A 13,666-nucleotide genomic window follows, 5' to 3' on the forward strand; every position below is an offset into this window, starting at 1 on the left:
TTACGGCATTTAAGGGTATTTTCCTATGAGTAAAGTCATCGCTTCACTTGAAAAGGTACTCCTTCCTTTTGCTGTTAAAATAGGAAAGCAGCCTCACGTTAATGCCATCAAAAACGGTTTTATTAAATTAATGCCGTTGACGCTGGCCGGGGCAATGTTCGTTTTAATTAACAACGTTTTTCTGAGCTTTGGTGAAGGTTCCTTCTTTTATTCATTAGGAATTCGGTTAGACGCTTCTACAATTGAAACCCTTAATGGTTTTAAAGCCATCGGCGGCAACGTATACAACGGTACGTTGGGTATTATGTCGCTGATGGCGCCATTCTTTATCGGGATGGCGCTTGCAGAAGAGCGTAAAGTGGATCCGCTGGCAGCGGGCTTATTATCCGTTGCTGCCTTTATGACCGTTACCCCTTACAGCGTGGGTGAAGCGTATGCTGTAGGCGCTAACTGGTTAGGTGGTGCAAACATTATTTCCGGTATTGTGATCGGTCTGGTGGTTGCCGAGATGTTCACCTTTATTGTCCGCCGCAACTGGGTTATTCGCTTGCCGGACAGTGTTCCTGAATCTGTTTCTCGTTCATTTTCCGCGTTGATTCCAGGCTTCATTATTCTCTCCATCATGGGGATTATTGCCTGGGCGCTTTCTCACTGGGGTACAAACTTCCACCAGATAATCATGGACTCTATCTCTACGCCACTGGCGTCGATGGGTGGCGTGGTTGGTTGGGCGTACGTGATTTTCACCTCTCTGCTGTGGTTCTTCGGCGTGCATGGTTCACTGGCACTGGCAGCGCTGGACAGCGGCATCATGACCCCGTGGGCACTGGAAAACGTTGCGCTTTACCAGCAGTACGGTTCCGTTGATGCGGCACTGGCAGCCGGTAAAACCTTCCATGTGTGGGCGAAGCCGATGCTTGACTCCTATATCTTCCTGGGTGGTACAGGGGCAACGCTGGGTCTTATCATCGCGGTCTTTATTGTCTCTCGTCGCGCTGACTACCGTCAGGTTGCGAAACTGGCGCTGCCATCTGGCATCTTCCAGATTAACGAGCCGATTCTGTTTGGTCTGCCAATCATCATGAACCCGGTAATGTTCATTCCGTTCATTCTGATTCAGCCGCTGCTGGCCGCCATTACCCTGACGGCGTATTACCTGGGTATTATCCCGCCAATCACCAACATTGCACCGTGGACAATGCCGGCAGGTCTGGGCGCGTTCTTCAACACCAACGGTAGCATCGCGGCCTTCCTGCTGGCGATATTCAACCTCGGGATTGCAACACTGCTTTATATGCCGTTCGTGGCGATTGCGAACAAAGCCGCAACCATCATCGATGAAGAAGAGAGCGAAGAAGATATTGCCCTCTCACTGAAATTCTAAGTTTGACCGGCGCGGGGCAACCCGCGCCAGCGAAAAGGAGCTAAAAGATGTTAGATTTGGATAGTATCGTTGCTGAAGAAACCGAAGAAAACGACCTGGAAGAAGTGGTGATGGGCCTTATCATCAATTCAGGACAAGCACGCAGCCTGGCTTATGCCGCACTCAAGCAGGCTAAGCAGGGTGATTTCGCCGCAGCGAAAACCATGATGGATCAGTCCCGTACCGCACTGAATGAAGCGCATCTGGTACAGACGAAGCTCATCGAAGGCGACCAGGGCGAAGGGAAAATGAAAGTGAGTCTGGTGCTGGTTCATGCACAGGATCACCTGATGACTTCGATGCTGGCGCGCGAGCTGGTGGCGGAGTTAATCGAGCTTCACGAAAAAATGCACTAAGTCAGATTGAGTAGCAGGAGGTCAGCACGATGGAAATTAAAACCGCACTTGAGCAGCAACTGTTTAATGGCAAGAATTTTCACGTGGTTATTTACAACAAGACGGAGAGCGCCAGTGGCCTGCACCAGCATGACTACTACGAGTTCACGATTGTTCTGACCGGACGTTACTACCAGGAGATCAACGGTAAGCGTGTTCTGCTGGAACGTGGTGATTTTGTCTTCCTGCCGATGGGCTCCTACCACCAGAGCTTTTACGAATTTGGCGCGACGCGTATTCTCAATGTCGGCGTCAGCAAACGCTTCTTTGAGAAACACTATCTGCCGCTGGTGCCGTTCTGCTTTGTGGCGTCACAGGTGTATCGCGTTAAAAACGAGTTTATGACCTGGATAGAAACGGTCATTGCTTCACTTAACTTCCGCGACAATGAGTTCGACGAGTTTATTGAAACGGTAACCTTCTACGTGATGAACCGCCTGCGTCACCATCGTGAAGAGCAGCAGGTGATTGACGATATCCCACAGTGGTTACGTGGCACCGTCGAGCTTATGCACGATAAAGGCCAGTTCAGCGACAACGCGCTGGAGAATATGGTGACCCTGTCAGGTAAATCTCAGGAATATTTAACCCGGGCAACGCAGCGTTACTATCGCAAGACGCCGGTGCAAATTATTAATGAGATCCGCATCAACTTTGCAAAAAAACAACTGGAAATTACCAACTACTCTGTAACCGATATTGCGTATGAGTCCGGCTACAGTAGTCCCAGCCTGTTTATTAAAACATTTAAAAAATTCACCTCATTCACGCCAAACAGTTACCGGAAAAACTTAACGGTAATTAATTGACTATCGGCGGTATTATCCGCCAGAAATATTGACGTAATTGCTTGCCCAAAATAGCGGGACGAGAGCGCTATACTTTGCAGGCGGTTAACCTGATACGTTAAGGGAGATATTATGCAACAGAAATTAAAAGTCGTAACCATTGGCGGCGGCAGCAGTTATACCCCGGAATTACTCGAAGGTTTTCTGAAGCGTTATCATGAGTTGCCGGTCAGCGAATTATGGCTGGTGGACGTTGAAGAAGGGCAAGAGAAGCTGAATATTATTTTCGAACTGTGCAAGCGTATGGTCGAAAAAGCGGGCGTACCGTTAACCGTGCATAAAACACTGGATCGCCGTCTGGCGCTGAAAGATGCCGACTTCGTGACAACTCAGCTGCGAGTAGGCCAGTTGAAAGCACGTGAACTGGACGAGCGCATCCCGCTGAGCCACGGTTATCTGGGCCAGGAAACCAACGGCGCGGGTGGTCTGTTTAAAGGTCTGCGTACCATTCCGGTTATTTTCGACATCATCAAAGATGTGGAAGAAATTTGCCCGAATGCGTGGGTAATTAACTTTACCAACCCGGCTGGCATGGTGACCGAAGCCGTCTATCGTCATACCGGTTTTAAACGCTTTATCGGTGTGTGTAACATTCCGATCGGCATGAAAATGTTTATCAGCGACGTGCTGGAACTGAGCGACAGCGACGACCTCTCCATCGATCTGTTCGGCCTGAACCACATGGTCTTTATCAAAGATGTGATTGTTAACGGTAAATCGCGCTTTGCTGCACTGCTGGACGGCGTGGCTTCGGGTCGCCTGACCGCGGCATCAGTTAAAAATATCTTCGATCTGCCGTTCAGCGAAGGGCTGATCCGCTCCCTGAACCTGCTGCCATGTTCGTATCTGCTTTACTACTTCAAGCAGAAAGAGATGCTGGCCATCGAAATGGGCGAGTACTATAAAGGCGGCGCGCGTGCGCAGGTAGTGCAGAAAGTTGAAAAACAACTGTTTGATTTGTACAAAGATCCAAACCTGAACGTGAAACCAAAAGAGCTGGAACAGCGCGGCGGGGCGTACTATTCAGACGCAGCCTGTGAAGTGATCAACGCTATCTACAACGACAAGCAGGCAGAGCACTACGTCAACGTGCCGCACCATGGACACATCGACAACATTCCGGCTGACTGGGCAGTTGAGATGACTTGCATCCTGGGTCGCGATGGCGCGAAACCACATCCGCGTATCACTCACTTTGATGACAAAGTCATGGGGCTCATCCACACAATCAAAGGGTTTGAAGTGGCTGCAAGCAACGCGGCGCTGAGCGGCGAGCTGAATGATGTGCTTCTGGCGCTGAACCTGAGCCCGCTGGTGCATTCCGATCGTGACGCAGAACAGCTGGCGAGCGAGATGATCCTGGCGCATGAAAAATGGCTGCCAAACTTTGCTGCAACGGTTGAGAAACTGAAGTTCAACCACCGTTAAGAGGGAGAGCGATGGAAAACCTGCTGATCGTAAACGCCGACGATTTTGGCCTGTCGAAAGGGCAGAACTACGGCATCATTGAAGCCTGTCGCCGGGGTGTGGTGACCTCGACCACTGCGCTTGTCAACGGCGAGGCGGTTGACCATGCGGCATCCCTGAGCCGTGAAGTCCCGGAGCTGGGGGTGGGGATGCACTTTGTCCTCACACTCGGGATGCCGATTTCACCGATGCCAGGGCTGACACGCGATGGACAGTTGGGTAAATGGATCTGGGAAATGGCCGAGCAGAATACGTTGCCACTTGAGGAAATTACCCGTGAGCTGGATTGTCAGTTCAACCGGTTTGTCGATCTCTTCGGTTGTGAGCCGACGCATATTGATAGCCATCATCACGTGCATATGATCCCGGCGATATTCCCGATTGTTGCTGATTTTGCACGCCGTAAAGGGGTGGCGATGCGTGTGGATCGTGAAGTACAGGCGCTGCACGGGCTGTTGTTATCGTCTGCGGCAACGACCGAAGGTTTCAGTAGCGCATTTTACGGTGATGAGATAAGCGAAGCACTGTTTCTGAGCGTGCTGGATGATTCCGCTGCTCGCGGTGAACGATCGCTGGAGGTGATGGCGCACCCGGCGTTTGTCGACAACACCGTGCGCAAAAGCGCCTACTGCTGGCCACGCCTGGCGGAGCTGGATGTGTTGACATCGGCATCACTGAAATATGCGATTGCCGAGCGCGGGTATCGTCTGGGGACGTTCAAGGATCTGTAAGCAGTGCCGGGTACGAGGTAAAAGCAAAACGGTAACAGGCGTTACCGTTTTTTTTGTTTTCTCTTTCTCCCGTGGGGAGATTGGGTGAGGGCATCAGGTCGTACGGTTTTTAGGTCGATACGAGCAAAAGAAAGGACATACAGCATGGAAGGCGCGACGCGTGGGGGAAGGATCGGCTATCATAGAATTTTCCTGTTTCCAGAATTTGCTTTAGTGAACCAGTCTCTTATGAAACCTCTTCGTCAACAAAACCGCCAGGTTATTAGCTATGTGCCCCGCGTTGAACCCGCTCCGCCTGACCATGCTCTGAAAGTGGATGGTTTTCGCGATGTCTGGCAGCTACGGGGAAAATACGTGGCCTTTGTGCTGATAGGCGAACACTTCCGTCGTTCCCCTGTGTTTACGGTGCCGGAATCGGCGCAGCGCTGGGCGGTACAGACCCGCCAGGATGAAGATGTTGAAGAATAACAACTATAAAAAAACCGCCATCATGAAGTGAACCCCATATATTGGACACGTTCTTAACTGGCGGCTGACATGGCCTGGGTTCGGTATTGTACCGGACTCAGGCCGTTTAGTTTTAGCTTGATTCGTTCGTTGTTGTAGTAGTGGATATACTCTTCCACCGTTTTTCGTAGATGGTCTGTATTTTCAAACTCTTCGTGGTACCAACATTCTGTTTTCAGCAGACCAAAAAAATTTTCTATCACTGCATTGTCCAGACAGTTCCCTTTGCGCGACATGCTTTGTTCTATGCCTTTAGCTTTAAGTTTCTCCTGATACCGTGCCATCTGATACTGCCAACCCTGATCAGAGTGCAGTACCGGTCTGTCACCCGGTTTCAGCCTCTTGACGGCTTTGCTGAGCATGTTTTCGACCAGATTCATTCCCGGATGCGTCGTCATATTCCAGGCTATTATCTCGCTGTTATACAGATCAAGCACTGGTGACAGATACAGCTTTGTCCCTTTTACGTTGAACTCTGTCACATCCGTGACCCATTTCTGGTTTGGACTGCTGGCCTTAAAATCACGTGCAAGGGTATTTGGCGCTACTTTACCGTAGGTGCCTTTGTATGACTGATACTTTTTGCTTCTCAGGCATGAGGCCAGCCCCATCTTGCGCATCAGTTTCCGTACTGTTTTATGATTAATGCCATAGCCTTCATTACGCAACGCCAGGGTAATGCGCCGGTAACCATATCGTCCTTTATGATAGTGGAACAGTGCGGCTATTCTTTGCTGTTCGCCCTCATAGCGCTCTCCACGGCTATCTGCTTTGACATGCCAGTAGTACGTGCTGCGAGGTAATCCTGCTATATGAAGCAGCATTCTCAGGTTATGGTTTCGCCTCAATTCGGTAATTATTTTTGCTTTGTCTTCTGCTTTTCCCGAATCAAGGCCTGAAGCTTTTTTAGGTAGGCATTCTCAACACGCAGGTATTCAAGTTCTTCCTCAGCGTTCTGGAACGCTGGACGGGGATTATTAAGTTCTTTATCTGAAGTTTCGTTCTTCCCTGACTTCATCTGGCGTCCTCTGGGTTTATCCTGTAGGGCAATGATACCGCCAGTACGGTAAAGACGCTCCCATTTGCTGACAGTACAAGCGGCTGCAATACGAAACTCCGCCGCAGCTTTCCGGGATGATTTGTTGTGTTGCTGCATCCAGAGCACGACAGACTCTTTAAACTCGGCAGAGTAAGCCCTGGTAGGAATGGTAAAACTGTCCATCCCATTCACTTTCCAGTGCTCAGTCCAGCGTCTGACCGCTCCGTGATCAACGCCGAACAACCGCGCTGTTTTCTTTGCACCATCACTGCTGAACAGATAGTGGAGTACGACTTGCTGCTTGAATTCAGGTGAGTATTTTTTTCTGCCCATTGAAACGCAAAACCCCTAATCGTTGGATGTCCAACTTTCGGGGTTCACTTCAATCAGGCGGTTTTTTTAATTCACCAGTGATTAACGGTGCGCCAGTTCGACGTCGTCTTCACTTTCCAGAACAGCTTTGTCAGTCTGTTTTAACCACTGGCTTGTCAGTGTACCCGCGGTCATGGAGCCGCTCACGTTCAGTGCGGTACGGCCCATATCAATCAGCGGCTCTACGGAAATCAGCAGCGCAACCAGAGTGACCGGCAGACCCAGCGCAGGCAATACGATCAGCGCTGCAAAGGTCGCACCGCCGCCCACACCAGCAACACCTGCGGAGCTCACGGTGACAATGCCCACAAGCGTTGCAATCCACACCGGGTCGAGCGGGTTAATACCCACAGTAGGAGCAACCATCACTGCCAGCATTGCCGGGTAAAGACCCGCACAACCATTCTGACCGATGGTAGCGCCAAAGGAAGCAGAGAAGCTGGCGATAGATTCAGGCACACCCAGACGACGGGTTTGCGCTTCAACGTTCAGCGGAATGGATGCTGCGCTGGAACGGCTGGTGAAGGCAAATGTCAGTACCGGCCACACTTTGCGGAAGTATTTCAGCGGGCTAACGCCGTTCACACCCAGCAGGATGCCATGCACCACGAACATGATGCCCAGACCCAGGTAAGAGGCAACCACAAAGCTACCCAGCTTAATGATGTCCTGCAAGTTAGATCCTGCGACGACTTTGGTCATCAGGGCCAGTACGCCGTATGGTGTTAACTGCATCACCAGACGCACCAGCTTCATTACCCAGCTTTGCAGGGTATCGATAGCCGTCAGAACGCGTTCACCTTTCGGAGCATCGTCTTTCAGCAGTTTCAGTGCTGCCACACCCAGGAAGGCTGCGAAGATAACCACACTGATAATGGAGGTTGGGTTCGCACCGGTCAGGTCAGCAAACGGGTTCTTCGGAATGAAGGAGAGCACCATTTGCGGAACGGTCAGGTCGGCGACTTTGCCCACGTAGTTAGACTGAATGGCAGCCAGACGCGCGGTTTCAGCAGAGCCTTGCACCAGACCTTCTGCGGTCAGACCAAACAGGTTGGTCACCAGAACACCCACCAGTGCGGCAATCAGCGTGGTGAACAGCAGCGTGCCGATGGTCAGAAAACTGATTTTACCTAACTGAGTGGCGTTATGCAGACGTGCAACGGCACTCAGAATAGAAGCAAACACCAGCGGCATAACGATCATCTGTAGCAGCTGTACGTAGCCGTTACCCACGATGTTGAACCACTGAATAGAATCTTTCAGTACCGGATTATCTGAGCCGTAAATAGCCTGTAATGCCAGACCAAACACGACACCCATACCCAGACCGATCAGTACTTTCTTTGCCAGGCTCCACTGTTTGTGGCGCGCCTGAGCCAGAAGCAATAGCAAAATAGCGAACACAACCACGTTCGCGATGAGTGGAAAGTTCATCCCCGTTCTCCTGATTTATTATGTGGTCGGTATTCCCGAACCTGTTGGCGCAAGGTTAGCAGAAGTGTGATGTAGCGCTTATATCCAAATGGAATGGGTTATGACAAATGCGTTGAATTTGCGGGTTTAATGTTCAATTTGATTATTAATAAATCGATTGAACTGAAATTGCAGCGAATTGATCATCTGAGAAGACCAGCGAACTGCACCATTTTCGGGCAAGGTTTGCGGCATCCACACGGCATAGGCAAAAAGCGCCATGCATAAAAAGCGCTCCAGCTGATTACCTTTCTGCGGGGCAAGAATCGGCAGGCGGAACCGCCAGCGGCACGGCCACAGCAGCGGTACACCCGCAGGGGTCAGCATATCGGCGAGAATATGGCTCAGATAGCCGAGTACCATGCCCTGAATAGCATCTGCGGGCACAATCCAGCTTTCAGGAACCTTTAAATAGAAGAGGGTCAACAGACCAAATACGGCCAGCAGGCTGTGAGTGAACCCCCGGTGACCAAACGCCCGGGCGATGGGTTTGGAAACCCACTTCAACCGCTGCCCAAGAAATGACTTAGGGTGATCGATATCGGGTAGCAGGCAGGTCAGCACCGCTGAAGGCACAATATGCCACCAGTCACCCTGGGCCAGCACGGGCGTTAGCTCAGCGTTTTTGGCAAACACTGCACAAGCAATAGAAAAAAGCAGGTGGCCTTCCGCCGTCATGATAAAACCCAGGAAACTGTCAATTCATACAGTATAGGGTTTTTATACAGTGGACGGAAGAGGTGACGGTGTAACTCTTTGTCACAAACTGCGCTAGCGTGCGAGCCAACCGCCATCAACGGCTAAGGTGTGACCATTAATGTAGTCTGATGCCGGTGACGCCAGGAATACTACCGGGCCTTGCAGATCCTCGGGTAACCCCCATCGCCCCGCAGGAATACGGTCAAGGATCGCCTGGCTGCGTTGCTCATCATCACGTAACTGCTGTGTATTGTTGGTTGCCATGTAGCCCGGCGCAATCGCATTGACGTTAATCCCCTGAGCCGCCCACTCATTTGCCAGAAGGCGGGTGATACCAAGGACGCCACTTTTCGAGGCCGTATAAGAGGGAACGCGGATACCGCCCTGGAACGAGAGCATAGAGGCAATGTTGATGATTTTACCGCCCTGGCCCTGGACAATAAACTGCCGGGCGACTGCCTGAGAAAGGAAAAAGACAGATTTCAGATTCAGGTCAACGACCTCGTCCCAGTCTTTTTCACTGAAGGAAAGTGCGTCTTCACGGCGGATGGTGCCTGCATTATTCACCAGAATATCGACGTGCCCCATCTCTGCAACCGCTTTAGTGACGACGTCATGAATACTTTCCTGCTGGCCGAGGTCGGCCCTAATCGCCAGAAAACGTCTGCCGAGGGCGGTGACCCGGGCGGCCGTTTCTTCAGGGATTTTCCGGTTTACCCCCACGATATCACACCCGGCCTGAGCCAGCGCAACGGCCATTCCTTGTCCAAGCCCGGTATCACACCCGGTGACGATGGCCACTTTTCCAGAAAGAGTGAAGGTATCCTGTATCATATGCGCCTCAGAAGTAGGGTTATTGTCGTTCTGACCCAAGAATAGGAGGCAATAAGCAGAAAAGCAAATAAAATGAAACGATGTTTTATTTTTGTGATTTGCAGATTCAGGCAGCGAGTGCTGCCTGAGAGAATGGGTTATTCACCGCGCAGGTGTTGCACTGTAAGGTCGTTCAGCGAGGCAAGTTTAACGTCAGCAAGCGCAAAGCGCGGATCGTGCCGGCCTTCTTCGGCAGGGACGACAATTGAGCGCATCCGCGCAGACTTCGATGCCACCATGCCGTTAACGGAATCTTCCAGCGCAACACAGCTGAGAGGATCAAGCCCAAGCTTCGTGGCGCAGTCCATGTAGACCTGTGGATGCGGCTTGCTGTAGGGGAGCTTTTCTGCCGATGCCAGTGCATCAAAGCTGTCACGCAGCTCGAACATCGTCAGCACTTTTTCCAGCATATGCAGCGGTGAAGCAGAAGCCAGCCCAACCTTAAGGCCTTGCGCTTTGCACAGGGCGATTGCGTCACGCACGCCGGGTAACAACGGGCGGTTCTCTTCAACCAGGGCAATCGCGCGATTGATAATGCGCGCAGTCACTTCGTCGCGGTCGGGCCCAATCCACGGCTGGTGGGCGTACCAAAGTTCAACCACCATGTCGATACGTAACCCGAGCGTATCGGGAAGTTCGTTACGGCGACGAATGTCCACGCCAAGGCTGGCCATGACATCCAGTTCTGCACGATCCCACAGCGGCTCGGAATCAATAAGTAATCCATCCATGTCAAAAATAGCGGCAAGAATTTGGCGCGGTGTCGACATCACAACTTCTCCTTAATTCAGGGTGTACGACAGACGATAAGTGCTAAGTGCAGTCTGCAATTTAGCATATTGCCTTTAAAGAGCGGGCGAAAATGATGGGCAGCAGGTAGACTTAGGCACAAATAACGCGTCTTTTGGAAGGGGAACTGATGACGTATCAACAAGCTGGACGCATTGCTGTCTTAAAACGTATTGCCGGGTGGGTGATCTTTATTCCGGCCGTGATTTCCACGCTGATTTCTGTGCTTAAGTTTATGTACGATCACAGCGAAAAACAGCCGGGTATCAATGCGGTAATGCTTGATTTTGCGCATGTTATGATTGAGATGATGCGCTTTAATACGCCTTTTTTAAACTTCTTCTGGTTCAACTCGCCAACACCCGATTTTCATCAGAAGCTCAATGTCGGATTCTGGATAATCTATGCCCTGATCTTTGTGGCGATGGCGCTCCAGGCATCGGGTGCCAGAATGAGCCGTCAGACACGCTTTTTGCGTGAAGGTGTGGAAGACCAGCTGATTCTGGAGCAGGCGAAAGGGACAGAAGGAATGAGCCGCGAGCAAATTGAGTCCCGCATTGTGGTCCCGCGTCACACCATTTTCCTGCAAATTTTCCCGCTCTACATCCTGCCGGTGATAATTATCGTGGCCGGATATTTCTTCTTCTCGTTACTCGGTTTTTTATAAGAATTAACGGGTGGCATCTGGCCCACCCGTTCCTGTCTTATGCCGCCAGTACGCGCTCCAGCGCACGCTGGGCATTCACGAGGTGCTCGCCGCCAAACAAAATCGCACGGTTAATCAGGGTGTAAAGCTGGTAAACCGGCTGGCGCTGTAGGAAGTCTGCCGGGAGTGGCGAAACTGACTGATACCCGTCGTAGATTTGCGCAGGCTGTTCAGGATGGAGAGGCAGCATGGCAAGGTCGCACTCTCGGTCGCCCCAGTAGCAGGCCGGGTCGAAAATAAATGGCCCATCTGGACCCAGCGCGCAGTTTCCTGACCATAAATCGCCATGCAGCAGCGAAGGTTGCGGCTGATGCGAAGCAAGACGTTGCTGAACATGTTCAACAATGGCGTCGATATTGCCAAATTCCAGCCCTTTTTCCGCAGCCAACTCAAGCTGCCAGCCGATACGTTGTTCGGCAAAGAAGGTTGACCAGCGGCGTTGCCAGGTATTGGGTTGCGGAGTGGTGGAGAGATCGTTATCAAAATCTAGCCCAAACTGGGGCTGGTCGCTCCACTGGTGCAGACGCGCCAGCTGCTGCCCAAGAATAAAGGCATTATGGGCATCTAACGGACGGGCAGGGAGATAATCCATGACCAGAAAGCTGTAGTCACGATCGCTGCCTAACGCCCAGACCTGAGGGACTGTTACGGTCTTGCTGCGAGATAATAGCTCTAACTGGTCGGCTTCGGCAGTGAAGATAGGGAGAAGCTCCCGTTCATCACACTTCACGAAGAAATCACGTCCTGCGTAGCGTAAATGCCATGCGGCGTGGATCTCTCCGCCTGGCAGTTCGTTACGCAGTTCAATTTCACCTTCACCCAGTTGCTCACTTAAAAGATGACTGATAGCCTGCCACATGATGTCTCTCCCATGTTGTCTGCCAGATCATAAAGTTAGCGCAAAACCGCTGTAAAAAAATACGAACTAACGCACACCTGAGCTGTTTGGATCCATGCAGGGCACTTATTGTTCTTTTTTTTGCCAGTTTTCCCAGGTGTCTACGTCAATTTCGGCTGTTTTGTGGGTGGCACTTTCAATCAGGCTGTTTGCCAGCGAGCTTACCTCATCGATGGTTAACGCGCTTATCAGCCCAAACGTCAGCGTGCCGAGCTCATGAATATTGCCTTCTTCATCCGTCAGCGTGAGTAAAAAGTTTGCGCGAGTGAAGGCATTATTGATTTCATTGAGTTCGGTCAGTGATGCATCATGAAAACTAACGGTTATGACGTAGCGAGTGATGTCCCCACTGCTCATATTTCACCTCATTGTTATCATGAAAGTTTTCTTAGCATAGTCGATAGTACGCGTTTGGCGAATTCGGAGCGCATTTCCCCTCCATAAAGAAGGGGTAAATGCCTTAACTTCTGGAGAGGTAATCCACAATTTTTTGCGTATCGGTAAGGGAACACAACCGCGTACCATGGTTGATGGTTGCCGCGCTACCCGCCGCCACACCGTAACGTGTCATCTCAAGTAGCGAGGCCCCTTGAGCGAGTTTGAGCACCATTGCTCCCACCATGCTGTCGCCAGCACCCACGGTGCTCTGGCTTTTCATTGGCGGCGGGACGACCTGCACAAAACTGGAACCATCAACGGCTAATGCTCCTTGTGGGCCAAGAGACACGACCACGCGTAGGGCTTTGCCGCTGCGAACCAGTTCTAGCGCTGCGGTACGAACATCGTCAGGCTGGGTGAGCTCGCGATTGACCAGCGCACTTAACTCTTTCTGGTTGGGTTTGACCAGCTCAAGTTGCCCTGGCGCTAAAGCGGCCTGAAGCGCCTCACCCGAGCTATCAACAATACAGCGGATCCCCCGCAACTGCGCTGCCCGAATCAGTTGCGTCAGTCTTTCCGCTTTGACGCCAGGCGGCAGACTGCCGCTAATGACCAGCAATGCGCCACTCTCAATAGCCAGGACTTTTTCCTCGAGTTGGCGAAACTCATCTTCGCTGAGCTTCGCGCCAGGCATAACAAAACGGTACTGTTCGTCGCTGGACGTCACGTGAACGTGCAGGTTCTGTCGCGTCCAGTCCTGGGCATTAACGGTTGAAACCGCGACCTTTTCGTCTGCCAGCAGTGCGACCAGATGCTCCCCGGTAGCGCCGCCCGCGGGGAATATTGCCGTTGCCTTTCCGCCGAGGTGCGTAATGGCCCGCGCCACGTTGATCCCGCCACCGCCTGGTTCAAACACAGGGGCGCTACAGCGCAGTTTACCTTCCGGGTAAATCTGCGGCGTCAGGGTGGCGGAGTCGAGGGAAGGGGAGAGCGTCAGTGTATAAATAGAAACCATCATTACCTCCTTTTAGTATGGGTATCAGTAATCCTGGCACCAATTCACCAGAA

At 51.6% G+C, this 13,666-nt stretch carries 15 protein-coding genes; 7 read left to right on the forward strand and 8 right to left on the reverse strand.

Annotated features, from left to right (window positions below; genetic code table 11):
* Positions 1 to 25 precede the first annotated feature (25 nt).
* The 6 genes from chbC (at position 26) to cedA (ending at position 5,332) form a co-directional block, all read left to right on the forward strand.
* Positions 26 to 1,384, forward strand: coding sequence for a PTS N,N'-diacetylchitobiose transporter subunit IIC (chbC, locus tag HV107_RS20755; protein WP_014069883.1), 1,359 nt, complete (start codon positions 26 to 28; stop codon positions 1,382 to 1,384).
* Positions 1,385 to 1,431: 47 nt separating this feature from the next.
* Entirely contained in the window at positions 1,432 to 1,779 is a 348-nt protein-coding gene (chbA, locus tag HV107_RS20760) for a PTS N,N'-diacetylchitobiose transporter subunit IIA (RefSeq protein ID WP_014069884.1), read from the forward strand.
* A gap of 29 nt (positions 1,780 to 1,808) precedes the next feature.
* On the forward strand, positions 1,809 to 2,627 hold the full coding sequence (gene chbR, locus HV107_RS20765; RefSeq protein WP_182060639.1) for a transcriptional regulator ChbR: 819 nt from the start codon (positions 1,809 to 1,811) through the stop codon (positions 2,625 to 2,627).
* Between the two features lie 111 nt (positions 2,628 to 2,738).
* Positions 2,739 to 4,094 (forward strand): 6-phospho-beta-glucosidase, encoded by a 1,356-nt coding sequence (locus HV107_RS20770; RefSeq protein ID WP_182060640.1) that lies wholly within the window; start codon positions 2,739 to 2,741, stop codon positions 4,092 to 4,094.
* Positions 4,095 to 4,105: 11 nt separating this feature from the next.
* Positions 4,106 to 4,864 carry a chitin disaccharide deacetylase gene (gene chbG, locus HV107_RS20775; RefSeq protein ID WP_182060641.1) on the forward strand — a complete coding sequence of 253 codons (759 nt, stop codon included), beginning with the start codon at positions 4,106 to 4,108 and terminating at the stop codon, positions 4,862 to 4,864.
* Between the two features lie 213 nt (positions 4,865 to 5,077).
* Positions 5,078 to 5,332 carry a cell division activator CedA gene (gene cedA / locus HV107_RS20780; protein ID WP_220458416.1) on the forward strand — a complete coding sequence of 85 codons (255 nt, stop codon included), beginning with the start codon at positions 5,078 to 5,080 and terminating at the stop codon, positions 5,330 to 5,332.
* A gap of 53 nt (positions 5,333 to 5,385) precedes the next feature.
* Here cedA and HV107_RS20785 read toward each other — a convergent pair.
* The 5 genes from HV107_RS20785 to hxpB all read right to left on the reverse strand — a co-directional run bounded on the left by HV107_RS20785 (position 5,386) and on the right by hxpB (position 10,597).
* A protein-coding gene (locus HV107_RS20785; protein ID WP_105318584.1) for an IS3 family transposase occupies positions 5,386 to 6,743 on the reverse strand; the annotation gives its coding sequence in 2 pieces (ribosomal slippage) (positions 5,386 to 6,281 and positions 6,281 to 6,743; 1,359 coding nt in all).
* Between the two features lie 81 nt (positions 6,744 to 6,824).
* Positions 6,825 to 8,216 (reverse strand): L-cystine transporter, encoded by a 1,392-nt coding sequence (locus tag HV107_RS20790; RefSeq protein ID WP_182060643.1) that lies wholly within the window; start codon positions 8,214 to 8,216, stop codon positions 6,825 to 6,827.
* Between the two features lie 126 nt (positions 8,217 to 8,342).
* Positions 8,343 to 8,933 carry a metal-dependent hydrolase gene (locus tag HV107_RS20795; RefSeq protein ID WP_182060644.1) on the reverse strand — a complete coding sequence of 197 codons (591 nt, stop codon included), beginning with the start codon at positions 8,931 to 8,933 and terminating at the stop codon, positions 8,343 to 8,345.
* A 93-nt stretch (positions 8,934 to 9,026) separates the two neighbouring features.
* Complete coding sequence (kduD, locus tag HV107_RS20800) at positions 9,027 to 9,788, reverse strand: 2-dehydro-3-deoxy-D-gluconate 5-dehydrogenase KduD (RefSeq protein WP_182060645.1); 762 nt, start codon at positions 9,786 to 9,788, stop codon at positions 9,027 to 9,029.
* A gap of 137 nt (positions 9,789 to 9,925) precedes the next feature.
* Positions 9,926 to 10,597 carry a hexitol phosphatase HxpB gene (gene hxpB, locus HV107_RS20805; protein WP_182060646.1) on the reverse strand — a complete coding sequence of 224 codons (672 nt, stop codon included), beginning with the start codon at positions 10,595 to 10,597 and terminating at the stop codon, positions 9,926 to 9,928.
* Between the two features lie 149 nt (positions 10,598 to 10,746).
* Between hxpB and HV107_RS20810 the strand changes: the two genes are divergently transcribed.
* Positions 10,747 to 11,283, forward strand: a complete 537-nt coding sequence (locus tag HV107_RS20810) for a YniB family protein (RefSeq protein WP_182060647.1) — start codon at positions 10,747 to 10,749, stop codon at positions 11,281 to 11,283.
* 37 nt (positions 11,284 to 11,320) lie between these two features.
* Here HV107_RS20810 and HV107_RS20815 read toward each other — a convergent pair whose 3' ends face one another.
* The 3 genes from HV107_RS20815 to pfkB form a co-directional block, all read right to left on the reverse strand.
* Positions 11,321 to 12,181, reverse strand: a complete 861-nt coding sequence (locus HV107_RS20815) for a fructosamine kinase family protein (RefSeq protein WP_182060648.1) — start codon at positions 12,179 to 12,181, stop codon at positions 11,321 to 11,323.
* Between the two features lie 105 nt (positions 12,182 to 12,286).
* Positions 12,287 to 12,577 carry a type V toxin-antitoxin system endoribonuclease antitoxin GhoS gene (ghoS, locus tag HV107_RS20820; protein WP_182060649.1) on the reverse strand — a complete coding sequence of 97 codons (291 nt, stop codon included), beginning with the start codon at positions 12,575 to 12,577 and terminating at the stop codon, positions 12,287 to 12,289.
* A gap of 103 nt (positions 12,578 to 12,680) precedes the next feature.
* On the reverse strand, positions 12,681 to 13,613 hold the full coding sequence (gene pfkB, locus HV107_RS20825) for a 6-phosphofructokinase II (RefSeq protein ID WP_182063563.1): 933 nt from the start codon (positions 13,611 to 13,613) through the stop codon (positions 12,681 to 12,683).
* Positions 13,614 to 13,666 lie beyond the last annotated feature (53 nt).

This window comes from Enterobacter sp. RHBSTW-00175 (assembly GCF_013927005.1).
GTDB lineage: Bacteria > Pseudomonadota > Gammaproteobacteria > Enterobacterales > Enterobacteriaceae > Enterobacter.